Origin of the sequence: Agreia sp. Leaf244, assembly GCF_001422695.1 — a bacterium.
Lineage (GTDB): Bacteria > Actinomycetota > Actinomycetes > Actinomycetales > Microbacteriaceae > Agreia.
This window is the reverse complement of the sequence record NZ_LMLX01000009.1, coordinates 1-25,697: the sequence shown is the minus strand read 5'-3', so window position 1 is coordinate 25,697 and position 25,697 is coordinate 1. Positions and strand designations below refer to the sequence as shown.

At 66.9% G+C, this 25,697-nt stretch carries 27 protein-coding genes; 12 read left to right on the top strand and 15 right to left on the bottom strand.

Annotated elements, in window-relative coordinates; translation table 11 throughout:
• Positions 1-11: 11 nt before the first annotated feature.
• Positions 12-497 carry a general stress protein gene (locus ASF06_RS18815; RefSeq protein WP_235497230.1) on the bottom strand — a complete coding sequence of 162 codons (486 nt, stop codon included), beginning with the start codon at positions 495-497 and terminating at the stop codon, positions 12-14.
• A gap of 47 nt (positions 498-544) precedes the next feature.
• On the opposite strand from ASF06_RS18815, the gene ASF06_RS18810 reads away from it, so the two are divergent.
• From ASF06_RS18810 to ASF06_RS18790, 5 genes are all read left to right on the top strand, one after another.
• Positions 545-1,894, top strand: a complete 1,350-nt coding sequence (locus ASF06_RS18810; protein WP_055929882.1) for a magnesium transporter MgtE N-terminal domain-containing protein — start codon at positions 545-547, stop codon at positions 1,892-1,894.
• Positions 1,881-2,423 (top strand): DUF1003 domain-containing protein, encoded by a 543-nt coding sequence (locus tag ASF06_RS18805; protein ID WP_055929885.1) that lies wholly within the window; start codon positions 1,881-1,883, stop codon positions 2,421-2,423. The genes ASF06_RS18810 and ASF06_RS18805 overlap by 14 nt, the downstream gene beginning before the upstream one ends.
• Positions 2,389-3,594, top strand: coding sequence for a P-loop NTPase (locus tag ASF06_RS18800; RefSeq protein WP_055950758.1), 1,206 nt, complete (start codon positions 2,389-2,391; stop codon positions 3,592-3,594). The genes ASF06_RS18805 and ASF06_RS18800 overlap by 35 nt, the downstream gene beginning before the upstream one ends.
• Positions 3,595-3,700: 106 nt before the next feature.
• On the top strand, positions 3,701-3,976 hold the full coding sequence (locus ASF06_RS18795; protein ID WP_055929892.1) for a hypothetical protein: 276 nt from the start codon (positions 3,701-3,703) through the stop codon (positions 3,974-3,976).
• Between the two features lie 70 nt (positions 3,977-4,046).
• Entirely contained in the window at positions 4,047-4,781 is a 735-nt protein-coding gene (locus ASF06_RS18790) for a hypothetical protein (RefSeq protein ID WP_157439264.1), read from the top strand.
• A 25-nt stretch (positions 4,782-4,806) separates the two neighbouring features.
• Here ASF06_RS18790 and ASF06_RS18785 read toward each other — a convergent pair whose 3' ends face one another.
• Together ASF06_RS18785 and ASF06_RS18780 are read right to left on the bottom strand one after the other, a co-directional pair.
• Positions 4,807-5,034, bottom strand: a complete 228-nt coding sequence (locus tag ASF06_RS18785; protein WP_055929898.1) for a hypothetical protein — start codon at positions 5,032-5,034, stop codon at positions 4,807-4,809.
• Between the two features lie 30 nt (positions 5,035-5,064).
• Complete coding sequence (locus ASF06_RS18780) at positions 5,065-5,454, bottom strand: twin-arginine translocase TatA/TatE family subunit (RefSeq protein ID WP_055929901.1); 390 nt, start codon at positions 5,452-5,454, stop codon at positions 5,065-5,067.
• 77 nt (positions 5,455-5,531) lie between these two features.
• Between ASF06_RS18780 and ASF06_RS18775 the strand changes: the two genes are divergently transcribed.
• Positions 5,532-6,164: an O-methyltransferase gene (locus tag ASF06_RS18775; protein WP_055950751.1), complete on the top strand. Its 633-nt coding sequence runs from the start codon at positions 5,532-5,534 to the stop codon at positions 6,162-6,164.
• 91 nt (positions 6,165-6,255) lie between these two features.
• On the opposite strand, the gene ASF06_RS19300 is transcribed toward ASF06_RS18775, so the two are convergent.
• The 3 genes from ASF06_RS19300 to dapE form a co-directional block, all read right to left on the bottom strand.
• Positions 6,256-6,429 (bottom strand): DUF3117 domain-containing protein, encoded by a 174-nt coding sequence (locus tag ASF06_RS19300; protein ID WP_078714890.1) that lies wholly within the window; start codon positions 6,427-6,429, stop codon positions 6,256-6,258.
• A gap of 78 nt (positions 6,430-6,507) precedes the next feature.
• The gene (locus ASF06_RS18770) at positions 6,508-7,719 is read right to left on the bottom strand and encodes a mannosyltransferase family protein (protein ID WP_055950746.1); all 1,212 of its coding nucleotides are present in this window, start codon (positions 7,717-7,719) and stop codon (positions 6,508-6,510) included.
• On the bottom strand, positions 7,716-8,819 hold the full coding sequence (gene dapE / locus ASF06_RS18765) for a succinyl-diaminopimelate desuccinylase (protein WP_055950743.1): 1,104 nt from the start codon (positions 8,817-8,819) through the stop codon (positions 7,716-7,718). The genes ASF06_RS18770 and dapE overlap by 4 nt, the downstream gene beginning before the upstream one ends.
• A gap of 66 nt (positions 8,820-8,885) precedes the next feature.
• Between dapE and dapD the strand changes: the two genes are divergently transcribed.
• Complete coding sequence (gene dapD, locus ASF06_RS18760; RefSeq protein ID WP_055950741.1) at positions 8,886-9,866, top strand: 2,3,4,5-tetrahydropyridine-2,6-dicarboxylate N-succinyltransferase; 981 nt, start codon at positions 8,886-8,888, stop codon at positions 9,864-9,866.
• A gap of 33 nt (positions 9,867-9,899) precedes the next feature.
• Positions 9,900-10,604 carry a deoxyribose-phosphate aldolase gene (gene deoC / locus ASF06_RS18755; protein WP_442853940.1) on the top strand — a complete coding sequence of 235 codons (705 nt, stop codon included), beginning with the start codon at positions 9,900-9,902 and terminating at the stop codon, positions 10,602-10,604.
• A gap of 283 nt (positions 10,605-10,887) precedes the next feature.
• On the opposite strand, the gene ASF06_RS18745 is transcribed toward deoC, so the two are convergent.
• From ASF06_RS18745 to ASF06_RS18730, 4 genes are all read right to left on the bottom strand, one after another.
• Positions 10,888-12,216, bottom strand: coding sequence for a citrate synthase (locus ASF06_RS18745; protein ID WP_082501096.1), 1,329 nt, complete (start codon positions 12,214-12,216; stop codon positions 10,888-10,890).
• A 171-nt stretch (positions 12,217-12,387) separates the two neighbouring features.
• The gene (gene dapC / locus ASF06_RS18740) at positions 12,388-13,488 is read right to left on the bottom strand and encodes a succinyldiaminopimelate transaminase (protein WP_055950731.1); all 1,101 of its coding nucleotides are present in this window, start codon (positions 13,486-13,488) and stop codon (positions 12,388-12,390) included.
• Positions 13,489-13,818, bottom strand: a complete 330-nt coding sequence (fdxA, locus tag ASF06_RS18735) for a ferredoxin (protein ID WP_055929922.1) — start codon at positions 13,816-13,818, stop codon at positions 13,489-13,491.
• 51 nt (positions 13,819-13,869) lie between these two features.
• On the bottom strand, positions 13,870-14,280 hold the full coding sequence (locus ASF06_RS18730) for a hypothetical protein (protein ID WP_157439263.1): 411 nt from the start codon (positions 14,278-14,280) through the stop codon (positions 13,870-13,872).
• Between the two features lie 86 nt (positions 14,281-14,366).
• Here ASF06_RS18730 and ASF06_RS18725 point away from each other — a divergent pair, with 86 nt between their 5' ends.
• From ASF06_RS18725 to efeB, 4 genes are all read left to right on the top strand, one after another.
• Positions 14,367-15,692, top strand: coding sequence for an acyltransferase family protein (locus tag ASF06_RS18725; RefSeq protein ID WP_055950721.1), 1,326 nt, complete (start codon positions 14,367-14,369; stop codon positions 15,690-15,692).
• Positions 15,693-15,825: 133 nt separating this feature from the next.
• Positions 15,826-16,698 (top strand): iron uptake transporter permease EfeU, encoded by an 873-nt coding sequence (gene efeU, locus ASF06_RS18720; RefSeq protein WP_055950718.1) that lies wholly within the window; start codon positions 15,826-15,828, stop codon positions 16,696-16,698.
• Entirely contained in the window at positions 16,695-17,873 is a 1,179-nt protein-coding gene (gene efeO / locus ASF06_RS18715; RefSeq protein ID WP_055950715.1) for an iron uptake system protein EfeO, read from the top strand. The genes efeU and efeO overlap by 4 nt, the downstream gene beginning before the upstream one ends.
• Before the next feature lie 5 nt (positions 17,874-17,878).
• On the top strand, positions 17,879-19,186 hold the full coding sequence (gene efeB / locus ASF06_RS18710) for an iron uptake transporter deferrochelatase/peroxidase subunit (RefSeq protein WP_055950712.1): 1,308 nt from the start codon (positions 17,879-17,881) through the stop codon (positions 19,184-19,186).
• Between the two features lie 8 nt (positions 19,187-19,194).
• Here the strand turns inward: efeB and ASF06_RS18705 are convergent, their stop codons facing one another.
• The 5 genes from ASF06_RS18705 to ASF06_RS18685 all read right to left on the bottom strand — a co-directional run bounded on the left by ASF06_RS18705 (position 19,195) and on the right by ASF06_RS18685 (position 25,509).
• Positions 19,195-19,656, bottom strand: coding sequence for a hypothetical protein (locus tag ASF06_RS18705; protein ID WP_157439262.1), 462 nt, complete (start codon positions 19,654-19,656; stop codon positions 19,195-19,197).
• Positions 19,657-19,855: 199 nt separating this feature from the next.
• Entirely contained in the window at positions 19,856-21,784 is a 1,929-nt protein-coding gene (gene typA / locus ASF06_RS18700) for a translational GTPase TypA (protein ID WP_055929940.1), read from the bottom strand.
• An 86-nt stretch (positions 21,785-21,870) separates the two neighbouring features.
• Positions 21,871-23,634: a dipeptide ABC transporter ATP-binding protein gene (locus ASF06_RS18695; protein ID WP_055950707.1), complete on the bottom strand. Its 1,764-nt coding sequence runs from the start codon at positions 23,632-23,634 to the stop codon at positions 21,871-21,873.
• Positions 23,631-24,590 carry an ABC transporter permease gene (locus ASF06_RS18690; protein ID WP_055950706.1) on the bottom strand — a complete coding sequence of 320 codons (960 nt, stop codon included), beginning with the start codon at positions 24,588-24,590 and terminating at the stop codon, positions 23,631-23,633. Before ASF06_RS18690 ends, ASF06_RS18695 begins: the two co-directional genes overlap by 4 nt.
• Positions 24,580-25,509 (bottom strand): ABC transporter permease, encoded by a 930-nt coding sequence (locus tag ASF06_RS18685; protein WP_055950703.1) that lies wholly within the window; start codon positions 25,507-25,509, stop codon positions 24,580-24,582. Before ASF06_RS18685 ends, ASF06_RS18690 begins: the two co-directional genes overlap by 11 nt.
• Positions 25,510-25,697 lie beyond the last annotated feature (188 nt).

Here is a 25,697-nt window from a genome sequence, read left to right as displayed (position 1 = left end):
AGGCGGGCGCGTCAGCGCTCGAGCACGTTGCGGGCCTTGTTGGCGACATCGGGGCTCACCACGAGGGAGTAGCTGGTCGCGATCACCTGCATCGTCGAGGTGAAGTCGCGGCGACGCCTCGAGATCGAGTAGGTGACGATGCGGAACAGCAGCCCGAATCCGGCGCCGATGAGGCTCGCGGCGGCGATGAACGGAAGCGACGTTGCGGTCGGCGACAAGATCACCAGGAAGAAGCCGAAGAACAGGCCGAGCCACAGGCCGCTCAGCGCGCCGGAGATCGCCGCCCGGGCGTAGCTCTGCTTGCCGATCACCCGTTCGACGCTCTTGAGGTCGTTGCCCACGATCGACACCTCCGCCACCGGGAAGTCGGCGTGCGCGAGCGTATCGACGGCTGCCTGGGCCTCGCCGTAGGACTCGTAGCTCGCGACGATCTCTCCCCGGGGGATCGTGGCGGAATCGCTGGGGGCACGGCCGCCGAAGGGCTTCTGATTGCTCACCCGCCCATCCTCCCATGGCTGCCCTGATGAAGGTCTAAGTTAGAGAGGTGAGTGCCACCAGAGTCTTCGTCGCCAGATTGGCCGGGTGCACCGTCTTCGACCCCGCCGGCGACCGCCTCGGCAAGGTCCGTGACGTGCTCGTGGTCTACCGCAGAACCGAGTCCCCTCGTGTCGTCGGCCTCATCGTCGAGATCCCGGGAAAGCGTCGGGTCTTCCTGTCGATCGGGCGTGTGACGTCGATCGGCAGCGGTCAGATCATCACGACAGGGCTCATCAACGTACGCCGCTTCGAGCAGCGCGGCGGCGAGGTGCGGGTGATCGCCGAGATGCTCGGCCGCAAACTCGACTTCAACGACGGCAGCGGCGAAGCCACCGTCGAAGACGTGGCGATCGAGGAGGTCGGTCCCGGCGAATGGCAGGTGGCGCAGCTCTTCGTGCGTCGCCCCAAGACGGGCGGTTCGCCGTTCGCGAAGGGCGCCACGTCGTTCGTGCAGTGGCGCGAGGTGGTCGAGCAGACCAAGGGCGGCGAGGCGCAGTCCGCCGAACAGCTGATCGCCACCTACTCCGATCTCAAGCCGGCCGACCTCGCATCGACCCTCATGGATCTGCCGCAGGCCCGCATGCTCGAGGTGGCCGAAGAGCTTCCCGACGCGCGCCTCGCAGACGTGCTCGAAGAGATGCCCGAGAGCGAGCAGGTCGAGATCCTCGGCCAGCTCGACGACGACCGCGCGGCCGACGTGCTCGATCAGATGCAGCCCGACGACGCGGCCGACCTCATCGCGCAGCTGTCGGGCGAGCGCGGAGAAGCGCTGCTCAGCCTCATGCAGCCCGAAGAGGCCGACGACGTGAGAATGCTGCTGTCGTACGAGCCCGACACGGCCGGTGGTCTGATGACGACCGAGCCCATCATCGTGTCGGCCGACGCCACCGTGGCCGAGGGCCTCGCCCTCATCCGCCGCCAGGAGATGGCCCCGGCGCTGGGAGCCGCCATCTGCGTCACCCTTCCGCCCTACGAACCGCCGACGGGCAGATTCCTCGGCATGGTCCACTTCCAGCGCATGCTCCGCTATCCTCCGCACGAGCGACTGGGCACGCTGCTCGACTCGAGCCTCGACCCCGTCACGGCCGACACCTCTGCCGCCGAGGTGTCGCGCATCCTGGCCAGCTACAACCTGGTGTCCGTTCCGGTCGTCGACGACAACCACCGACTCGTCGGGGTGGTGACCATTGACGATGTCCTCGACTACCTGCTGCCCGATGACTGGCGAAGTCACGACGGCGACGACCAGAAACGCACCCCGACGCGTTTTCCCGAACGCCTCGGAACAGTTCCCGTTCCCACGAAGAGACCAGTACGCATAGGCGCACGAAGGAGGGCCGGCAATGGCACGCAATAACCGCTCAGACGTCCGTCTCGACGCGCCCAAGGGCCTCCGCAGCAACGTCATCCCCCGTCGCAACCGGCAGAGTCGCGACCGCTTCGGCCGGGGAACCGAGGCCATCGCCCGCGGCATGGGAACTCCGTGGTTCCTCGTCATCCTCACCCTGTTCGTGGTTGCCTGGATGTTCTACAACACCACCGCGCCCGAGGGCCTGCGCTTCGACGATGCCGCGATCGGATTCACGGCGCTCACCCTCATCCTCTCTCTGCAGGCCTCCTACGCCGCGCCGCTGATCCTGCTCGCGCAGAACAGGCAGGACGACCGCGACCGGGTGCAGATCGAGCAGGACAGACAGCGCGCCGAGCGCAACCTCGCCGACACCGAGTACCTGGCGCGGGAGGTGGTGGCCCTGCGACTCGCGATGAAGGACCTCGCCAGCAAGGACTTCATCCGCACCGAGTTGCGCGCGTTCCTCGACGAACTCGACCGAGACGCCGAATCGGATGTCGATGGTCGCCGTGCCGCCGGATCGCCCGGTGCCTGAGACGGTCGACGCGCCGCAGCTCGACCTCGCCGTCAGGCAGGCGCTGACGCGCGTGATCGATCCCGAGATCCGCAAGCCCATCACGGAGCTCGACATGGTGGGGGCCGTCTCGGTCGACGACACGGGACACGCATCGGTCGACCTGAGACTGACCATCGTCGGATGCCCTGCTGCCGACACGATCGAGCGCGACGTGCGAGACGCCGTGTCCGGCGTTCAGGGCGTCACGACGGTCGACGTCGACGTCTCGATCATGTCGTCGGACCAGCGACGCGCGCTCGTCGAGAAGCTGCGGGGGCCTGGCGCTCAGCGCACCGTGCAATTCGGACCCGATTCCCTGACCCGCATCTACGCCGTGACGAGCGGCAAGGGCGGTGTCGGCAAGTCGACCATCACCGCGAACCTCGCGGTCGCTCTCGCCGCCCGCGGGCTGCGGGTGGGCATCGTCGACGCCGACGTCTACGGGTTCTCGATCCCGGCCATCCTCGGCCTCGTCGACGATACCGGTCTCGCGGTGAAGCCCACGCGCGTGGGCGACATGATCCTCCCGCCCGTGGGCCGCGACGTGAAGGTCATCTCGATCGGCATGTTCATCGACTCGGCCCCCGGGTCGGGCGCGTCGGGCGGAGCCGTCGCATGGCGCGGGCCCATGCTTCATCGCACGATCCAGCAGTTCCTCACCGACGTGTTCTTCGGCGACCTCGACGTTCTGCTCCTCGATCTCCCGCCGGGCACCGGCGACATCGCCATCTCCATCGGTCAGCTTCTTCCGAACGCCGAGGTCATCGTCGTGACGACACCTCAGCCCGCAGCAGCGGACGTCGCGGAGCGATCCGGCATCGTCGCCAGGCAGACCGGCCAGCGGATCTTCGGCGTCATCGAGAACATGGGGCCCCTCACGCAGCCCGACGGATCGGTGCTCGACCTCTTCGGATCCGGCGGAGGAGCCGAGGTCGCCCGACGCCTGTCGCAGGGCCAGGAGTCGCCGGTGCCCCTGCTCGTGTCCGTGCCCCTGAGCCTCGAACTCCGCCGGGGCGGCGACACGGGAGAACCCCTGGTCCTTGCGAACCCGTCCGACCCGGCCAGCGCAGCGATCATCTCGGTCGCCGAGGTGATCGCCACCCGAGGCCGACAGCTGGCGGGACGACGATTGGGAGTCTCGCCGCGCTGAGCGGCTCCTCCTCCCCCGCACCTCGGTCGAGCGATCCGTCCACAGCACGCCGCGCCGAGGGCCCGCAGTGGACTCCGGCGTCGGTCGCTGCACCTAGCCTGCCCGCATGATCGACGTCGCGTATCCCGTTCCCTTCGCCATCTCCAGGCGCAGCGCCCGGCACTCCCTTGTGCTCACCAATCGCAGCCCCGAACGCCTCACGGCCCTGTCGTTCAGTCTTCTCGGCGCCGGTCTCCTGCGCACGACCGCCCCGCTCGTGCTCGATCCGGGCCAGCAGGTCAGGCTCACCGTTGCGGGCCAGGAGCTGCCTCGTCGCGGCATCGTCGTCGTGCGGTGGTTCCGTCCCGACGGCTCGGAATATCTATGGCGCATCACGTTCTGATCGGGCGCCCGCCCGAGGTTCACGCGGGCGTGCGAGTATGGTCGCATTCCCGTTTGCGAGAGGGGCAGAGGTGAACGACGACCAGGCCTCGATCGACGCGCAGAGGCGCGAGCTCCAGCGGCGCGTCTTCTCCGCCTCGAGCGAGTCGTCCGACGCCCGCGCCGCCGCTCGCCAGCTGCAGCTGCTCGATTCGCGTCGTCTTCGCGAGGCATCCGACACGCCCGCCGGCCAGGCCGCCGACATCGGTCCCGCACCGCCGGCCCCCGCAACCGCACCCGAGGCATCCGACGACCTGCCCGAGCACGCCGAGCACGCACCCCGCCGGGCGATCGCGCGCCTCGTCACGGCCGTCATTCTCGCGCTGGCCGTCGGAGTCGCCGTCGGCCTGTACGCGGGCACCCCCGCCGACGTCGTGAGCGAGCCGACGACGTCGCGCCCCCTCGTCGACAGCAGCGGCGCGCTGGCTCTCTTCGACCGCCCGCAGGCCGCCGCAGACCTGCCAGACCAGGCGTTGCCGGGAACAGTCATCGGTGAGTCGATCCGGGCGATCGGCGACCCGTTCTTCGAGCTCTTCATCGGTCGCAACGCCGCCAACATGGTGTGCCTCTTCGCCGTGCAGCCGCGCAGCTCCTTCGCCATGTCGTGCGTCACGATCGACGAGTTCCCCTCGACCGGCGTGAGGCTGGAATGGTCGGGCGAGATGCCCAGCATCTCAGCAGACGGCTCGACCGGCGTCGTTCCGTCGGCCATGAGGGCCATCTGGAGGCCGGACGGCTCGCTCGATCTGGGCGGAGGGCCTCGCTGAGGCCGCTCCCCGCCGGTTCAGCGGGTCAAAGCACGAAGACCAAGGGGATCCACCCGAGCACGAGGTCCGCCAGAACGGGAATCACCACGCCGAAGAGCGCGGTCACGGCGACGCAACCGACGAGCACGAGCAGCGCAAGCGTCCAGGGCGACGAGGTCCAGTCCGCCGTCACCGTGTCCTGCGTCACGACCAGATCGTCGTCGCCGGAGAACAGTGCGGTGACCGTATCGGTGCCGTCGACGTCGCTTGTCATAACACCAATCTAACGCGGCGAGACGACTGATCAGGTGGATTCGGAGTCGTACGGCGTGGACTGGTCCTGCGGCACATCCGACTGCACGGCGTCTTTCTTGCGCGAGATGTACGCGGGCTCGGGCCGGGAGACCGGTTTCACCACGGGTGCGGCAGCGGCGGGCGCGTCGTCGAGCAGGGCCTCACGGATGATGCGCCGCGGATCGTACTGCCGCGGATCGAGCTTCTTCCAGTCGACCTCGTCGAACTCGGGGCCCATCTCCTCTTTCATGCGCACCTTCGCCCCATCGGCGTAGTCGCGCAATGTGCGAACGAGGCGGCCCAGCTTGGCGGCGTAGCTCGGGAGCTTGTCGGGACCGAGAAGGAACACGGCGATGACGCCGACGAGCAGCAGCTTCTCGAACGACAACCCGTTGAACACCCTGACAGACTACCTCCGCCGCGTGGCTCGCGGCTGACAGGGCCCCCAGTACCTATGCTTGCCCGGAGGAGAGTGACGTGTCAGGTAAAGAAATGAACTGGAAGTACTCCGAGGACGTCGTCCTGGAGCCGGCTGGGCTTGCGCAGGCCCGCGCGCACTCGCTCGAACTGGGCATAGATCCGGTGTCGCCCGCCGTCGGGGCGCAACTCGGCGTGCTCGCCGCGGCATCCGGCGCCATGTCGATCATCGAGGTCGGCACGGGCGCGGGCGTGTCGGGGCTCTGGATGCTGCGGGGTGCGCCCGAGGCGTCCATCACGTCGATCGACACCGAGGTCGAGTACCAGCAGGCCGCACGTGCCGCCTTCCTCGCGGAGGGCATCCCCTCGAACAGGATCCGCCTCATCGCCGGACGGGCGGTCGACGTACTGCCGCGCATGAACGAGAACTCCTACGACCTCGTTCTCATCGACGCCGACACCGATTCGGTCATCGAGTATGTCGAGCACGGCCTTCGACTCGTGCGCAAGGGTGGAACGGTCGCGGTTCCTCACGCCCTGTGGCGGGATCGGGTCGCCGACCCCGCGCAGCGCGACGACACGGCCACCGATTTCCGCACGCTCATCACCGAGCTGTCGAAGTCGAGCGCCGTCCTCGTCGCCCTGTCTCCTGCGGGCGACGGTCTGCTCCAGATAACAAAAGTCGGCGACTGACCTTCGAGGAGAGCGGGTTCAGAACCCGTTCTCCCGTCGGACCAGCCGCCGAGCTTCGATTCGTGGTGCGCCTGGTTCGACGCGGCCAGGATCAGGCGGGAGTTACAACTCCCGCGAGAGCATCGTGCAGCTCCTTCGCCTCGGCATCATTCACCGAAACCACGAGGCGACCCCCTCCTTCGAGTGGCACTCGCACGATAATGAGGCGTCCTTCTTTGACAGCCTCCATTGGTCCGTCTCCGGTCCTGGGCTTCATGGCGGCCATGCGGCTCCCTTTCGTCGTGAACTTCTATTATCCGCTATTTCGCGACGCTTCCGCCGCACCCGTGCCGGTGCGGATCGCTTACGGGGGTGTCCAGTCCGCCCCGTCGACGCCCCAGCAGAGCAGCAGCCAGCCGGCCTGCGCGGCGATGAAGACACACACCATCGCCACCCGGTAGATCAGGGACTTCGGCTGCGCGACCGCTCCGAGAAGCGGGAACATCGGCATCAGCAGGCGGAAGGTGCTCGACTGCGGGAAGAAGACGGCGAGCAGGTACACGCCATAGCTGAGCACCCAGATGCGCAGATCTGCGCCGAGTCGTCTCACCGGGGCGATCAGGAGGCTCAGCGCGAAGGCGGCGATCAGAAGCACCACGACCAGTCCTCCGACCGGGAACCCGGACTGCGAGTTGAGCCACCAGTTCGCCGATTGGAACCAGGGCGCGAAAGGAACCAGGTGCTGATAGCCGATGTAGGCCGAACGCCAGGCCAGTTCGGTGTCCGTATAGGCCGTCACGTCTCCCGTGACGAGGGCCGCGATCGCCGGCCAGGCCAAGCCCATGACCGCGCTGAAGACGGCGATGAGGCTCACCACGACCCTCTCGCGCCACGGGAACGGCTCGCGGGTGCGCGTGGCGAATCGCACGATCACGTGCAGACCGAGGAAGAGCGCGAACGCGAGGCCCGACGGCCGGGTGAATGCCATGACAGCGATGACCGGAACCAGCCAGCCGTACCGGCGCCGAACGACGAGGTAGAGGCCCAGAACGAGCAGGAACGTGTGGAGCGATTCGGCGTACGACAGCTGGAAGAGTGCCGACACCGGGGCGACGCAGAACAGCACCACCGAGAACATCGCGGTCCGCGCATCCGACAGCACATGCGCCATCAGTTTGAAGAAGACGAGCGCCGCACCGAGTCCCGCGATCACCGAGACCGCGACCGACACCACGGGCCAGGAGAGCGTTGTGACGATCATGAGGCCGCGCACCAGGAACGGGTACACCGGCATGAAGGCCCACGCGTTCTCACCGACGTGGCCGTCGGCGGTCATCGGAAGCTGGTCGGGGTATCCCGTCACGGCCACGATGAAGTACCAGTGGCCATCCCAGATGGTCGCGAAATCGAAATACCCCGGATGCGCGCCCGTCCACGGATTCGCGCCCTGCCCGGCGGCGATCGCCAGGATGATGACGGTGCTGACGATGCGCGCCGCGATGTAGATCAGCGAGACCCGCGCCCACCAGGGCAGAACCCGGTAGCGCACGAGCGCCGCGCGCCTGCGGGTGATCATTCGGCGGCGGACGCTGTTCCGGCGAGCCAGCGCCGCAGACCGTTCTCGCAGTCGGTGATCTGGCTGAGCAGCACGCGCTCGTCGTCGGCGTGCGCCTTCAGGGGGTCGCCCGGCCCGTAGTTGACGGCGGGAACGCCGAGGGCCGAGAAGCGGGCGACATCCGTCCATCCGTACTTGGGCAGCGGCTCCCCGCCGACGGCGTCGATGAACCGGCGGGCGACGGGCGCGTCGAGTCCGGGACGCGCGCCCTCTGCGACGTCGACGATCGTCACATCGAGGCCGGTGAAGACCTGCCTGATGTGGGCCTCGGCCTCCGCTCCGGAGCGCGACGGCGCGAATCTGTAGTTGACCTCCACGACCGCCGCATCCGGAATCACGTTGCCCGCGACGCCGCCGGAGATGCCCACGGCGTTCAGACCTTCGCGGTAGACGAGTCCCTCGACCTCGACCTGGCGCGGCTCGTAGGCCGCCAGCGTCGCGAGAACGGGCGCGAGGGCGTGGATGGCGTTCTCGCCGACCCAGCTGCGTGCCGAGTGCGCCCGCAGGCCCCGCGTGCGGATCTCCGCCCTCAGCGTTCCATTGCAGCCGCCCTCGATCAGGGAGTTCGTCGGTTCGCCGAGGATCGCGAAGTCTCCCTTGAACAGCTCGGGTGAGTTCCTGGCGAGCCTGCCGAGGCCGTTGAGCTCGCTCGACACCTCCTCGTTGTCGTACCACATCCAGGTGATGTCGACGGCTGGCTCGGTGAGCTCGGCCGCGAGCTTGAGCTGCACGGCGACCCCGCCCTTCATGTCGACCGTGCCGCGGCCCCAGAGGTAGTCGCCCTCGTAGCGGGTCGGAAGGTTGTCGTTGATGGGAACGGTGTCGATGTGACCGGCGATGACGACCCGCGACGGCCGACCGAGCGTCGTGCGGGCGACGACGGTGTCTCCGTCTCGATGGATCTCGAGGTGACGCGATCCGCTCAGGCTCGCGACGATGGCGTCGGCGATGGCCGTCTCGTCTCCGGAGACCGACCTCATGTCGCAGAGCTGTCTGGTCAACTCGATCGAGCTGGCGCCGAGATCGAGGAACACGAGCGGGGCGGGAGCGGAATCCGTCATGCGTCCAAGCCTAGATGCCGACGCCGTCGAGGGTGGGCGAGGCGGCCGAGTCGGTAGGCTCGACGCATGAGTTCCGAGCATTCCACCAGCCCCGCCACGCCCGATTTCGCCTGGGCGTCCGGTCTCGCCACCACGTCCGGTGCCGGGGTCGTTCTCGACGCCTGGTTCCCGAGCCCCTCATTGGGGCGGCTGCCCGAGGGGCATGACCGGCACATCGCCCCCGCCGAGCTCGAGGCCCACGCCCAGCCCGACGCCCGGCGCAACGTGACTCTCGACATCGTGACTCTCGAGATCGACCTGCGCGAGCCGCCGGCGTCGACACCGGATGCCTACCTGCGGCTCCACATGCTCTCCCACCTTCTGGTGCGCCCGAACACCATCAACCTCGACGGAATCTTCGGCCACCTGCCGATCGTGGTCTGGACGAATGCCGGCCCTGTGCACCCCGACGACTTCGACCGCCTTCGCCCGTCCCTCCAGCGACAGGGCATCGCGAGCACCGGCATCGACAAGTTCCCCCGGCTGCTCGACTACGTGAGCCCGGCGGGAGTGCGAATCGCCGACGCGTCGCGCGTTCGCCTCGGTGCCCACCTCGCACCGGGTACGACCGTCATGCACGAGGGGTTCGTGAACTTCAACGCGGGCACCCTCGGAACCTCCATGGTCGAGGGCAGGGTCTCGCAGGGCGTCGTGGTCGGCGATGGATCCGACATCGGCGGAGGAGCCTCGATCATGGGTACGCTCTCCGGCGGTGGAACCCAGCGGGTGTCGATCGGCGAGCGCGCCCTGCTCGGAGCGAACTCCGGGATCGGCATCTCGATCGGCGACGACTCGGTGGTCGAGGCGGGCCTGTACGTGACCGCCGGCACGAAGGTCGTGCTCATCGATTCGGCGCCCACTGTCGATGGAGGTCGCCGCTCGGTGAAGGCCGTGGAGCTCTCCGGCGTTCCGAATCTGCTCTTCCGTCGCAATTCGCTCACCGGCGCCGTCGAGGTGCTGCCTCGCACCGGCGCCGGCATCCAGCTCAACGCCATGCTGCACGCCTGAACCCAGCACTCCCCCTCGATTCACAAAGGACTCATCGTGACCTCTCTCGACCCCCAGCCGATCAGCACCGCCGACCTGGCGAACTACTTCGATCACACGCTTCTCAAGCCGGAGGCGACCGACGCCGACGTCGCGGCACTCGTCACCGAGGCCGACGATCTGGGCGCCTACTCCGTCTGCGTCTCCCCGTCGATGCTGCCGTTGGAGCTGCCCTCCGGGTCGTCGCTGAAGATCGCCGTCGTCTGCGGTTTCCCCTCGGGTAAGCACCACTCCGAGATCAAGGCCGCCGAGGCTCGCCTCTCCGTGAGCCAGGGCGCCGACGAGGTCGACATGGTCATCGACGTGGGCGCGGCGAAAGCGGGAGCCTTCGACCGCGTGCAGGCCGATATCGCGGCAGTGCGCGCCGAGATTCCTGCGCCCCGGGTACTGAAGGTCATCATCGAATCGGCCGCGCTCAGCGATGAGGAGATCGTGGCCGTCTGCAAGGCCGCCGAGGCCGCCGGCGCGGACTTCGTCAAGACCTCCACGGGCTTCCACCCGACGGGCGGCGCAACCGTGCACGCCGTGAGCCTGATGGCCGAGACCGTCGGCGCACGACTGGGCGTCAAGGCATCCGGCGGCATCCGCAGCTACGACGACGCGCTCGCGATGATCGCCGCCGGGGCGACTCGCCTCGGAGTGTCGAGCTCCAGGCAGGTTCTCTCCGGCGCACCCGCCACGGGAGACGGCGGCTACTGAGCGCCGGTCGCTCGGCGGCCTCGATGCGGCCGCAGGCGGCCTACTCGACCAGCGGAACGGGCGGAGATGTGCACATCCGACCCGAATACGGCGTCGGCTTGGCGATTCTCCTCCCATTCGGAAGGTTGGGCGGAGATTTCGAGTTACCGGCCGCCTATGCCTCCCGGTATGAAGGAATCTCCGCCCGGGAGGTCTCTAAGGAAACCCGTCGTGGCCTCGATACGGCCGCAAGCGGCCTACTCGACCAGCGCAGAAGGACGCGCAGCGGCCTCGCCGACAGCGTCTACTGAGCGCCGGGCAGGTCGCGCGCCGCGTGGCCTAAGTAGAGCTGCTGCGGGCGGCCGATCTTGGTCTGCGGGTCAGAAGTCATCTCGCGCCAGTGGGCGATCCAGCCGGGCAGCCGGCCGATGGCGAACAGCACGGTGAACATGCGCGTCGGGAACCCCATCGCCTTGTAGATGACGCCGGTGTAGAAGTCGACGTTCGGGTAGAGGCGACGCTCCCTGAAGTAGTCGTCGGCGAGGGCGATCTGTTCGAGTTCCTTCGCGATCTCGAGCAGGTCGTCGTGCACTCCGAGCGCCTCGAGCACCTCGTCGGCGCTCTCCTTCACGAGCTTGGCGCGCGGGTCGTAGTTCTTGTAGACACGGTGCCCGAAGCCCATGAGCTTCACCCCGGCCTCTTTGTTCTTGACACGCTCCACGTACTTGGCGACGCCTTCGCCAGACGCCTGGATGTCTCCGAGCATGCTCAGCACGGCCTCGTTCGCGCCACCGTGAAGAGGGCCGAAGAGGGCGTTGATGCCGGCCGAGATCGACGCGAACATGTTGGCCTGGGTCGAACCGACGAGCCGCACGGTCGACGTCGACGCGTTCTGCTCGTGGTCGGCGTGGAGGATGAGGAGGCGCTCGAGAGCGCTCGACACCACGGGGTTCACCTCGTACGGCTCGGCCATGGTGCCGAAGTTGAGTCGCAGGAAGTTGTCGACGAAGCTCAGGCTGTTGTCGGGGTAGAGGAAGGCCTGGCCGACGCTCTTCTTGTGCGCGTAAGCGGCCATCACGGGCATCTTCGCGAGGAGGCGCATCGTCGAGATCTCGACGTGCTCGGGGTTCGTGGGGTCGAGGGAGTCCTGGTAGTACGTCGAGAGCGCCGATACACCGCTGGAGAGCACCGACATGGGGTGTGCCTGGTGGGGCAGCCCGTCGAAGAACCGCTTCAGGTCTTCGTGCAACAGGGTGTGACGGCGGATGCGCCTGTCGAAGTCGTCGAGTTCGCTCTCGGTCGGAATGTCGCCGTAGATGAGCAGCCAGGCGACCTCGAGGAAGCTGAGCCCCTTGGCCACCTGCTCGATCGGGTACCCGCGGTAGCGCAGGATTCCCTGGTCGCCGTCGATGTAGGTGATGTTCGACTTCGTCGCAGCCGTATTGACGAACCCGTAGTCGAGCGTCGTCATGCCCGTCTGCTTGGTGAACGTCGAGAGATCGATGGAGGACGCTCCGTCGACGCTGTCGAGAATGGGGAAATCGGCGGTGCCCCCGGGAAAGGACAGAGTCGCCTTGCGGGGTTCTGCTGCTTCGGGATGTGATGCTGAATTGTTCTGCCCGACGTCGGTCACGGCGCCTCCTGACGAGTGTTCCTGCCTGATGGTAAGTGGCGGGACGCTAGACGCAGGATGTGTGACCCCGGACCGCGTTGACCCTCCTACAGCCTAGGGCGAAATGGGGGCAACCATGACATCCACACGCAACCGCCGGTTGTCGTTGGAGGATGCCGACAAGGCCACAGCTCAGGCGAGGCGTGCGGCGGCGGCCGCGATCCTCTCGTCTGTCGCGGTGAGCGAGAGCCTCACGTGCCGGGGGAAATGCTCGCCGTAGAAGGGCCCTGGCCCGGCCAGGATGCCGAGCTCGGCCAGCTCGCCGATGGTCTGCCAGGCGTCGACGCCCTTCGTGCCCCACAGGTAGAGGCCGGCCTCACTGCGGTCGATGCGCATGCCGAAGTCGACCAGCGCGGGCCGCAGAATGCTGCGACGCGCCCGATAGAGCTCTTTCTGCGCCGAGACGTGCTCGTCATCGGACAGGGCCGCGATCATCGCAGCCTGCACGGGAGCGGGAGGCATCATGCCCGCATGCTTGCGCACCGTGAGCAGACGCTCGATCAGGCGGGAGTCTCCGGCCACGAACGCCGCGCGGTATCCGGCGAGGTTCGATTGCTTGCTGAGCGAGTACACCGCGAGCAGCCCAGAGCGGTCACCCGCGGTCACCCGAGGGTCGAGCACGCTCGGAACCGGGTCGTTCTGCCACGGCCCGTCCCAGCCCAGCTCGGCGTAGCACTCGTCGCTCGCGACGACCGCGCCCAGCTCGCGCGCCCGCGCGACCGCCCGTGCCAGGCCGTCGACATCCAGCACGGCGCCGTCGGGATTGCCCGGGGAATTCAGCCACACGAGACGTGTCTCGGCGGGCCAGTCGGCCGGGTCGTCGGATGCGACGGCGCGAGCGCCCGCGATCGTCGCCCCCACCGCATAGGTCGGATAGGCGGCCCGAGGATGCACAACGACGTCGCCCTCGCCGAGGCCGAGCATCAGAGGGAGCCACGCCACGAGTTCCTTCGATCCGATCGTGGGCAGCACCTCGTCGTCGGAGAGGCCCGGCACACCGCGACGACGGGCGAACCACCGCGACACGACCGCGCGCAGTTCAGGCGTGCCCGCCGTCTGGGGGTAGGAGTGCGCGTCGGTCGCCGACGCCAGCGCCTCGCGCACCCTGTCGGGCGTCGGGTCGACGGGCGAGCCGATCGACAGGTCGACGATGCCGTCGGGATGACGCCGGGCCGTCTCGGCGTACGGCCGCATGGCGTCCCACGGGTAGTCGGGAAGCGCGCCGAGGGCCACTTACTGCTCGCCGTGCGACTGCGCGGGAAGGGCTGCGATCAACGGATGATCCTTGGCGATGACTCCGACCTTGGCCGCGCCACCCGGGGAGCCGAGGTCGTCGAAGAACTCGACGTTGGCCTTGTAGTAGTCGGCCCATTCTTCGGGGAGGTCGTCTTCGTAGTAGATGGCCTCGACGGGGCAGACGGGCTCGCACGCACCGCAGTCGACGCATTCGTCGGGGTGGATGTAGAGCGAGCGTTCACCCTCGTAGATGCAGTCGACCGGACATTCGTCGATACAGGCCCGGTCTTTGACGTCGACACAGGGCAGGGCGATGACGTAGGTCACAGTGCGTTCGTTCCCTTCATGCCGCACAGAAGTTGGTGCGACTGCATAAGTCTAATTCTTCCCGAACCGCGGCCATGCGAGCACCAGGAGTGCGATGACCGTGGGCGCGAAGGTCCAGACGACGCCGAGCGCGTTGCCCGGCACCAGAATCGATCCGCCTGCGCTGGGCTGCGACAGGAGGAAGATCGTGACGACGATGCCGAAGGCCGCCACGATGGCCGTGGTTCTGGTGCGCAGAACGAGACGGAGGCCGACGAGCAGAAGGAGGACGGCAGGGAGGGCCACGATCAGGCCGATGGGAAGGCTGAACCCGGGCGCGATCGTCCACGTGGACTGGCTCACCGCCGTGCCCATGACTCCGAAGAGCACGCCGAGGCCGAGGCCGACCACCCACGACACGATTCGCGACGACACGGTCTCGGGGGTCGCCACGCGGTGCTGCTCAGGCTGTGCTTCGGTCACCCGTCAAGACTATCCGCGCGTGGCTGGGAGCTTGGCCGGTCGCCCTCCTCGCTATCATGATCGACACGACCGGAAAAGGGTGCTCGATGTCGAACCGATCCAGCCAGGCTGCCGCGAATCCCGAGGGTGATTCCGTCGACGTCGTCGAGCTCGCCGCCCGCAGCAAGCGTGACCTCGTGGTCGACCTCGCCCGGGTCTTCTGCGTCTTCGCGGTCGTGATGATGCACTCCCTGATGGTCGGCCTCCATCGAGACGGAGACACCATCGGGCAGATCAACCCGCTGCAGACGAAGGAGTGGTTCGCCCTCGCCACCTGGGTCGGCCAGATCATGCCCCTCTTCTTCGTCGTCGGCGGGTTCGCCGGTGCCGTCTCGTGGAGAAGCGCCATGCGGCGAGGTACGTCGCCCTCCGAATTCCTGCGCGCACGCCTGGTGCGCCTGCTCAGGCCCGCTCTCCCCCTTCTCGTCTTCCTCACGGTCGTGCTCTGGGTGCTCGTCATCGCCGGCGTCGATCGCGGACTCGTCGATGTCGTGTCGGCCGGCGTGGGGATGCCGCTCTGGTTTCTCGCGGCGTACATCTCCTGCCAGGCGTTCCTGCCGATCGTCCATCGCGCGCACGCCTCGCGCCCTGCCCCGACGATCGGCGCGCTCGTCGGCCTGTCCGCGATCGTCGACACCGCACGCATCCTGAGCGGCGTGCAGGAGATCGGCCTGATCAACCTGGTCTTCGTCTGGCTCGCAGTGCAGCAGCTCGGCTTCTTGTATGCAGACGGCTGGTTCGCGCGTCGCGCCCGCTGGCAACTGCTCGCCGGGGCCGCGGCAAGCTACGGACTGCTCGCGGCGCTCACGTACGGACTCGACCTCTATCCGGTCGACATGCTGACCAACCTCAATCCCGCGACCGTGCCCCTGATACTCCTCGGCGTCGCCCAAGTGTGCATCCTCCACCTCCTCTATCCCGCGCTCCGCGTGGCGATGACCCTCAAGCCCGTGCTCATCGCGACGTTCTTCGTCGGCAGCCGCGCGATGACCATCTACCTGTGGCACCTGCCGATCATCGTGGCGCTCAGCGGCGCCCTCTTCCTCAGCGGATGGGTCGACAGCGAGCCGGGCAGCGGCGTCTGGTGGGCGACCCGACCCCTGTTCGTGCTCGCCGTCTGGGCGATCCTCGCCGCACTCAGCCTCGTCGTCGCGCGCTGGGAGCGCCCTCCGACACCCGCTGCGCCGGGCTCCCGCACCCCCGGGGCCGTGCGCATCCAGATCGCCGCACTGATCTCGTTCGCCGTGTTCGCGGCGGAGATCCAATGGGGTCTCAGCCTTCTCCTGCTCACCCTGACGACGGCGGTCATCGCGGTCGCCCTGAGGCTCGTCAGCACCGACCACGCAGTCACGGCCGATCTCCAGCGCAGCTGACTGGACACGGCGACACCTGAAGAGTTACAGTCAGATCCGGTAAGGCAAGCCTTACCGAATCTCCGAGTCGACCAGCGTGGGCCGCCTCCTCCCCTCGGCGCGGATCGCGCCGCCTCATACTAAGGTCCTGCCCTTGCTCGCGAACTTTCTCATCGGCCTGCGTGAGGGACTCGAAGCGGCGCTGGTCGTCGGCATCCTCATCGCCTACGTCGTGAAGATCCGACGTCGCGATGTGCTGAAGCGCATCTGGCTGGGCGTGGCACTGGCCGTCTTGGTATCGCTGTCGCTCGGCGCGATCCTCACCTTCGGCACCTACGGCCTCTCGTTCGAGGCGCAGGAGGCCATCGGCGGTTCCCTGTCGATCATTGCGACGATCTTCGTGACGTGGATGGTCTTCTGGATGCTCCGCACCTCGAAGAACCTGAAACACCACCTTCAGCACGATGTCGACCAGCACCTCGAGGGTGCCGGATGGGGCCTCGTTCTCGTCGCCTTCCTCGCCGTCGGCCGTGAAGGCATCGAGACGGCCCTGTTCATCTGGGCCGCCGTGCAGGCCACGGGTTCGACGACGCTTCCCCTCGTCGGAGCCGCCCTCGGCATCGTCGTCGCGGTCCTGCTCGGATGGCTCATCAACCGCGGGCTGGTGCGCATCAACCTGTCGAAGTTCTTCGCCTGGTCGGGTGCCGTGCTGATCGTGGTCGCCGGGGGTGTGCTCTCCTACGGCGTGCACGACCTTCAGGAGGCGGGCATCCTCCCCGGCCTGCACAGTCTGGCCTTCGACGTCTCGGCCGCGATCCCGCCCGACAGCTGGTACGGAACCCTGCTCAAGGGAACCGTCAACTTCTCCCCCGCCACGACGTGGTTCGAGGCCGCCGCCTGGGTCCTCTACGTCGTTCCCACGATGATCGTCTTCCTCCGCTCCGTCGCCCGCAAGGCGCCCGCGGCACAGGTTCCCTCTTCTGACAGCAGCAGCACTGCCCGACCAACCCCCCAAGGAGCCCGGTGAAAGCCACAGCAGTACTCACGACGATCGGCGCCGCAGCGACCCTGCTGGCACTCACCGGATGCGTGCCCAACGCGTCGCCATCCGATTCGGCCGCCATTACGGTCGACTCGAGCGCCGACTCCTGCACGGTCAGCACCAACACGGCGTCCAGCGGAACGTTGCGCTTCGAGGTCACGAACTCCGGCGACCAGGTGACCGAGTTCTATCTGCTCGCCGATGACGGCCTGCGCATCGTCGGAGAGGTCGAGAACGTCGGCCCCGGCATCTCGCGCGACCTCGTCGTGCAGGCCCAGCCCGGTGACTACTTCACCGTCTGCAAGCCGGGAATGATCGGAGACGGCATCGGAAACGCCGCCTTCGCGGTCACCGGCGACAAGGTGAAGCTCGCGGGCGACGAGCAGGAGCAGGTCGACGCGGCCGCCACGAACTACGTCGCCTACATCAAGGACCAGGTGGCGCAGCTCGTCACCGGGACCGACACCTTCCTCGCCGCCTATCTGGCGGGCGACGACGAGACCGCTCGCGCGACCTACCCCACCACCAGGGCCAACTACGAGCGCATCGAGCCCGTGGCCGAGTCGTTCGGCGACCTCGACCCGGAGATCGACTTCCGCGAGGCCGACGTGGCGCCCGACGACGAGTGGACCGGCTGGCACCGCATCGAGAAGGACCTGTTCCCGCCGGCGGCGGCCGACAACGGGGGCGTGGACTACGTCGCGCTCACCCCCGAGGAGCGCAGCTACTACGCCGACAAGCTGAAAGAGAACACCCAGCAGCTCTATGACGCCGTGCACGCGAGCGACTACACGGTCACCATCGACGCCATCTCGAACGGTGCGATCGGCCTGCTCGAAGAGGTCGCCAGCGGCAAGATCACCGGAGAAGAGGAGATCTGGTCGCACACCGACCTCTGGGACTTCCAGGCCAACCTCGAGGGCGCACGAGTCGCCTACGAGGGCGTTCGCGACATCGTCGAGACGAAGGACCCGGAGCTCGTGAAGACCCTCGACACCCGCTTCGGCGACCTGGAGCAGCAGCTCGCCGCCTACGGCAGCCTCGACAAGGGCTTCGTCTACTACGACGAGCTCACCCCCGCCCAGGTGAAGGAATTGGCCGACGGCGTCAACTCGCTGAGCGAGCCGCTCAGCGAGCTCACCTCCACCCTCGTCGGCTAGGACACATGACAGACGACTCTCTCGTAGACGGCACGGCGCCGGCCGCCCCGCAGAAACTCTCGCGCAGAGGGCTTCTCGGGCTGGCCGGCGCCGGGGTCGTGGGCCTCGGCGTCGGCGTCGCGGGCGACCGCGGCGTCCTCGCCGCGACCGCCTCGGCCGGCGGATCCACCACGGGCGGCACGAGTTACCCGTTCTTCGGCGAACACCAATCCGGCATCGTCACGCCCGCCCAGGACCGCCTCCACTTCGCAGCGTTCGACATGTCGTCGACGGCCACGAGAGCCGACCTGATCGAGTTGCTCGAGGACTGGACCACCGCCGCCGCACTCATGTGCCAGGGCAAGCCCGTGGGCGAGTTCGGCGCGGTCGACGGTCCATACGACGCTCCCCCGCAAGACACGGGAGAGGCCCTCGACCTTCCGACAGGCGGCCTCACGATCACCATCGGCTTCGGTCCGACCCTCTTCGTCGACGCGTCCGGCACCGACCGCTTCGGCATCGCATCGAAGCAGCCGGCCGAGCTGACCGAGCTTCCGCACTTTCCCGCCGACGATCTCGATGCGCAGCGAACGGGCGGAGACCTGTGCATCCAGGCTTGCTCCGACGACCCGCAGATCGCCGTGCACGCCATCCGCAATCTGTCGCGCATCGCCTTCGGCCGGGCGAGTCTTCGCTGGTCTCAGCTGGGCTTCGGCCGCACCTCGTCGACGAGCACGGCGCAGGTCACCCCGCGCAACCTGTTCGGGTTCAAGGACGGCACCGCGAACATCAAGGCCGAGGAACCAGGCAAGGTGTCGAAGTCGGTCTGGGTGGGCTCGGCCGACGCGCCCGCCTGGATGACCGGCGGCTCCTACCTCGTCGCCCGACGCATCCGCATGACCATCGAGACGTGGGACAGGACGGCCCTCAGCGAGCAGGAGAAGATAATCGGGCGGACCAAGGGAGAGGGGGCTCCCCTCTCCGGAGGCAAGGAGTTCACGGCCCCTGACTTCTCCGTTCTCGGTCGCGCCGACAAGCCGCTCATCGACGCGGATTCGCATGTGCGGCTCGCGCATCCCGATTCGAACGCGGGCAGCGAGATCCTGCGCCGCGGCTACAACTTCGTCGACGGCAACGACAGCCTCGGACGACTCGACGCCGGCCTGTTCTTCATCAGCTACCAGCGCTCTCCGCAGCAGTTCATCGGCATTCAGATGAATCTGGCGAAGAACGACCTGATGAACGAATACATCCGGCATGTCGGGTCAGGGCTGTTCGCCGTTCCACCCGGCGCCAAGCAGGGATCCTACGTCGGCGCCGGGCTCTTCTCCTGAGGCGTGGATCAGCGCATCGTCTGTGACACGATGTACGTCGCCGCCATCACGTCGGTGCCGTTGTCGCCGGTCGAGATGACCACCGAGTGGGCTCCGTCATCGAAGGTGCCGTAGCCCTGTCCCTCGTTCATGCCGGTGAAGTCCGAGGTGAAACCGGCCTTCTCGAGCCCGCTCTTGACCTCGTTGTACGCCGCTTCGGCATCGGTGATGGCGATCTGCACTGTCCAGGTCTGCGTCTCTCCATCGCCGACGGAGACGCCAGAGATGACCTCGCCATCGAGGACGGGAATGTTCTCGGGAAAACCGTCGGGCAGTCCGCCGTCGGTGTTCAGGTCGATCTTCTGACCGTTCTCGCCGGCGACTCCTTCGGCGATGCCCTCCGTGAGTGATTGGGGCGAGCATCCGGTCAGAGCGGGTCCCGCCAGCAGGGCGAGCGCGAGGAAGGGGATGGCGATTCGTGCGCGTGACATGGTCATTGTTTTCTCCAGAATCAAGTGTCACCAGCAGATCTGCTGGTATCTCCGACAGTAGAGATCGGCGCACGGGCACTCGTGAGTGTTCACTACTCAGCTTCGACGCCGTGATTGCCTAGTCGTGCTCCGTGCCGCCCGCGAAACGACGAAGCGGGGCAGCGGATGTGCTCCGCTGCCCCGCTTCGATCAAGACAGGCTAGTTCTTGCCCTGGTTGGCACGCTTGAGGTTGGCCGTCGCGCGGGCGCGAGCGTTGGAGTCGAGTTCCACCTTGCGGATGCGCACGAACTCGGGCGTCACCTCGACGCACTCGTCTTCGCGGGCGAACTCGAGGCTCTCTTCGAGGGTGAGCTTGCGCGACGGGGTCATGCGCTCGAACGTGTCAGACGTCGACTGGCGCATGTTCGTGAGCTGCTTCTCCTTCGTGATGTTCACGTCCATGTCGTCGGCGCGCGAGTTCTCGCCGATGACCATGCCCTCGTAGACCTCCTGCGTCGGCTCCACGAAGAAGCTCATGCGCTCCTGCAGGTTGACGATCGAGAAGGGCGTGACCACGCCGGAGCGGTCGGCCACGATCGAACCGTTGTTGCGGGTGACGATCGGACCGGTCCAGGGGCCGTAGCCGTGCGAGATCGCGTTGGCGATGCCGGTGCCGCGGGTAGTGGTGAGGAACTCGGTGCGGAAGCCGATGAGGCCGCGCGACGGAACGATGAACTCCATGCGCACCCAGCCGGTGCCGTGGTTCGACATGCCGTCCATAACGCCCTTGCGGGCGGCGAGGAGCTGCGTGATCGCGCCGAGGTACTCTTCCGGAGCGTCGATGGTGAGGTGCTCCATCGGCTCGTGCGTCTTGCCGTCGACCTGCTTCGTGACGACCTGCGGCTTGCCGACGGTGAGTTCGTAGCCCTCACGACGCATCTGCTCGACAAGGATGGCCAGGGCGAGTTCTCCACGGCCCTGCACCTCCCAGGCGGCGGGGTTTCCGATGTCGACGATCTTGAGCGAGACGTTACCCACGAGTTCGCGGTCGAGGCGGTCCTTCACCATACGTGCGGTAAGCTTGTGGCCCTTGACCTTGCCGACGAGGGGCGAGGTGTTGGTGCCGATGGTCATCGAGATGGCCGGGTCGTCGACCGTGATGGTCGGCAGGGGGCGCACGTCATCCGGGTCGGCGAGGGTCTCACCGATGGTGATCTCCTCGATGCCGGCGACCGCGACGATGTCACCGGGGCCCGCGCTGTCGACGGGGTACCGCGTGAGCGCCTTCGTCATGAGCAGTTCGGTGAGCTTGACGTTCTGCACGGAGCCGTCGTGACGAACCCAGGCGACCTGCTGACCCTTCTTGATGTTGCCGTTGAAGATACGCAGCAGCGCGAGACGGCCGAGGAACGGCGACGCGTCGAGGTTGGTGACGTGGGCCTGCAGGGGGTGCTCGTCGTCGTACTTCGGAGCGGGCACGTGGGTGAGGATGGCCTCGAACAGGGGCTCGAGGTCGTCATTGTCGGGCAGCTCGCCGTTGGCGGGCTTGTTGATGCTCGCAGCGCCGTTGCGGCCGGATGCGTAGACGACCGGCACGTCGAGGATGGCGTCGAGGTCGAGGTCGGGAACGTCGTCGGCCATGTCGCTGGCGAGGCCGAGGAGCAGGTCCTGGCTCTCCGCGACGACCTCGTCGATGCGCGCATCGGGTCGGTCGGTCTTGTTGACCAGCAGGATGACGGGCAGCTTGGCCTCGAGCGCCTTGCGCAGCACGAAGCGGGTCTGCGGAAGCGGGCCCTCACTGGCGTCGACGAGCAGAACGACGCCGTCGACCATCGACAGGCCGCGCTCGACCTCGCCACCGAAGTCGGCGTGGCCAGGGGTGTCGATCACGTTGATGACGATGGGGCCGCCGGCCCCGTGCTCGGGCGCGTGAATACCGTTGTACGTGACAGCGGTGTTCTTCGCGAGGATCGTGATGCCCTTCTCGCGCTCGAGGTCGTTCGAGTCCATCATGCGGTCGTCGCCCTCGAAGTGGGCGTCGAACGAGTTGGTCTGCTTGAGCATGGCGTCGACGAGGGTCGTCTTGCCGTGGTCGACGTGGGCGACGATTGCGACGTTGCGCAGGTCGGCGCGGGTGGCTTCAGCCATGGAAAAAGTCCTTGAGGATCGGGATGAACCCGAAAGTCGACGGGCTCTTATTAGCGTGGGATATCGGGCGACAACGCCCTGAACGGCTAGACGCCCAGGGGTATGTTGGCCCCGGGAATGGCATCAAGCAACTCTTTAGTATATTCCTCACGCGGGTTTCCGAACACCTCATCGGTTGTCGCGGCCTCCACGATGCGCCCCGACTTCATCACGCTGACGTTGTCGGCGATCACTCTGACCACCGCCAGATCGTGCGTGATGAAGAGGTAGGTCAGCCCCAGCTCGGCCTGCAGATCGGTGAGCAGCTGCAGAATCTGAGCCTGCACCAGCACGTCGAGCGCCGACACCGCCTCGTCGAGGATCACGATCTCGGGCTTCAGCGCCAGGGCGCGAGCGATGGCGACGCGCTGGCGCTGGCCACCGGAGAGCTCGTTCGGGTACCGGGTCACCAGGGCCTTGGGAAGGGCCACCTGATCGAGAAGCTCGTCGACCCGAGCGCGCCTGGACTTCTTGTCTCCCACGTTGAAGACGCTCAGCGGCTCGGCGATCGTGTTGCCGATGTTGCGCAGCGGGTCGAGCGAGCCATACGGGTCCTGGAAGACCGGCTGCATCTTGCGACGGAGTGCCAGCAGGCTCTTGCCCTTCATCGGTGCCGTGTCGGTGCCGTCGATGCGGATCTCGCCGCTCGTGGCGTCTTCGAGACGCAGCAGCAGCTTGGCGACGGTCGACTTGCCCGAACCGGACTCCCCTACCAGCGCCATCGTCGTGCCCTTGGCGATCTGGAAGTTGACGCCGTCGACAGCCTTCAGAGTCGAGGCCGAACCCTTGCCGCCGCGGATCTTGTACACCTTGGTCAGGTCTCTGACCTCGATGGCGATCGGAGCCGAGTCGACGGCGGAGTGCACATCGGCCCGTGATTCCGCGGCCGCGATCAGGTCGACGCCCTCGGTGACGCGAGTCGCTTCGTAGCCGAGGTCTTCCAGAGGCTTCGAGGCCGACTGGATGCGCCGGGACGCGAGGCTGGGTGCGGCGGCGACGAGCCGCTGAGTGTAGGGGTGGATCGGGTTCTGCAGGATCTCCCGCGAGGGACCGGACTCGACGACCTTGCCCTTGTACATGACCACGAGCTGCTCGGCGCGCTCGGCGGCGAGGCCGAGGTCGTGCGTGATGAAGAGAAGGGCGGTGCCGCTCTCACGGGTGAGCTTCTCGAGGTGGTCGAGGATGCGACGCTGCACCGTGACGTCGAGCGCCGAGGTGGGCTCGTCGGCGATGAGGAGCTTCGGATCCGAGCTGAGTCCCATACCGATGAGCACGCGCTGCCGCATACCGCCCGAGAACTGGTGGGGGAACTGCTTGAGCCGCTTGTCGGCATCCGACAGGCCGGCCTCGCTCAGCACCTGGATGGCCCGCTTCTTGACCTCCTGCTTGCCGGTCGCGATACCGTTCGCGCGAATGGCCTCCTCGACCTGGAAGCCCACGCTCCACACGGGATTGAGGTTCGACATCGGGTCCTGGGGCACGAAGCCGATCATGCGACCACGGATGTCTTCCATCTGCTTCTCGTCGAGCGCAGCGATGTTGCGCCCCTCGAAGAGAACCTCGCCGCCCGTGATGCGACCCGAACCGGGAAGGAGGTTGATGATGGCGTGGGCGGTGGTGGACTTTCCGGAGCCGGACTCCCCGACGATGGCGAGGGTCTTGCCCGGCATCAACGTGATGTTGACGCCGTCGACGGCGGTGACCTCGCCGCGCTGCGTACGGAATCCGACCTGCAGGTTCTTGATCTCGAGCAGCGGAGTGGTCGCGGCGTCGCCGCCGATCGGTGAAGTGGATGCGTCGGTGGCGGTCATCGGAGCGCCCTCGCTTTCGGGTCGAGTGCGTCTCTCACGACTTCGCCCATGAGGATGAAGCTGAAGACCGTGATGGACAGGGCGAGTGACGGCCAGATCAGAGTCTGGGGGTGCACGCGGATGTCTCGCTGGGCCTGGTTGATGTCATTGCCCCACGACATGATGCTGCCGCCGAGCCCGACGCCGAGGAACGACAGCGTCGCCTCGGCGACGATGGCCGCGGCCAGGGAGATGGTAGTGATCGCGATGACGGGTGCGATCGAGTTGGGCAGAACGTGGCGCAGCAGGATCTTGATCTTGGAGACGCCCAAGGCCTCGGAGGCCGTGATGTAGTCGGACTGCTTGACCCTGAGGATCTCGGCTCGGAGGACGCGCGCCGTGGAGGGCCAGGCGAAGAGGCCGATTGCCAACGAGATGGTCCAGATGCTGCGGTACTGCGACAGCACCGACATGATGACGACGGCGGCGAGGATGTACGGGATCGAGAAGAAGATGTCGCCCACGCGAGAGAGCGCAGCATCGATCCATCCGCCGTAGAACCCGGCGAATGCGCCGAAGAGCAGACCGAGCACGGTCGTCAGGACGATGACGATGAATCCGACCGAGACCGATGTCGACGTTCCGAAGATGATGCGGGAGTAGACGTCGCAGCCCTGCTTCGTGAACCCCAGCGGGTGCCCTGCGGTCGGATCGCCGTTGCTGAGGGAGAGCTGGCACTTCTCGGTGAACGGGTTGACGGTCGCGAACAGCGACGGCACGAGGGCGACGACGATGATCAGCGCGATGAGCAGACCCGAGATCCAGAAGATCGGCCTGCGGCGAGCATCCCGCCACGCATCGATCCAGAGGTTCGAGGGCTTCTCGTCGACCTTGACGGCGTCGATGGCGACGAGGGGGGTGTCCTCCAGCGGCGCGACGAAGTGCCCGGTGCGGGGCGAGGGCGTGTTATTTGACAAGACGAATCCTTGGATCGAGCAGACCGTAGAGCAGGTCGACGACGAGGTTGACGACGAGGTAGAGCAGCACCATCACCGTGACGAAGGAGACCACGGTCGGACCCTCTCCGCGGATGATGGCCTGATAGAGCGTGTTACCCACACCGGGAACGTTGAAGATTCCCTCGGTGACGGTCGCTCCGACCAGGAGCACTCCGAAATCTGTCGCCAGGTAGGTGACCACGGGGATCAGCGAGTTGCGCAGGATGTGCACGGGCACGATCCGCTTGCGACTCAGCCCCTTGCTGTAGGCCGTGCGCACGAAGTCGAGCCCGCTCGTCTCGATCACCGATGACCGAGTGAGACGCACGATCTGGGCGAAGCTGACACTGGCGAGCACGATGGCCGGCAAGATGAGGTCTTGCAGCGGAGCACCCGAACCGACGGTGGTGCGGGCCCAGCCGAGCTGCACTCCGAAGACGTACTGAGCGACGTAGGCGATCACGAAGATCGGCAGCGAGATCAGGATCAGGCTGACGACGAGAGCGCTCGAGTCGAACAGCTTGCCCTTGCGCAGGCCCGAGACCAGACCGACGGCGATTCCGGCCACCGACTGGAAGATGAGGGCGAGCACGGCGAGACGGATCGTGACGGGGAACGTGCGAGCGAGGATCTGCGTGACCGGCTCCCCCGAGAAGGAGGTGCCGAAGTCGCCACGGAAGATGCCGCCGATGTACAGGAAGTACTGCACGATGAAGGGCTGGTCGAGGTGGTACTGCTGGCGAAGCTGCTCGATCACCGCGGGGTTCGGCGTCTTGTCGCCGAAGAGCGCCACGATCGGATCGCCGGGCATGGCGAACACCATGAAATAGATGAGGAAGGTCGTCCCGAAGAAGACGGGGATCGCCTGAAGTACGCGTCTGAAGATATATCCGGCCATGGTCTGCTCACATCACCGGTTCAAGCTGGTTGCACATTCGAGTTGAGACACCTAACTGTTACGTAGCCGCACGCGCTGGTGTACAGATTACGTCAGCGCGTGCGTGGGGCGGCAGCGATGTCGCTGCCGCCCCACGGGGAAGGGTTAGAGACTAGCCCTTGGTGATCTCATAGAACAGCGGAACGGAG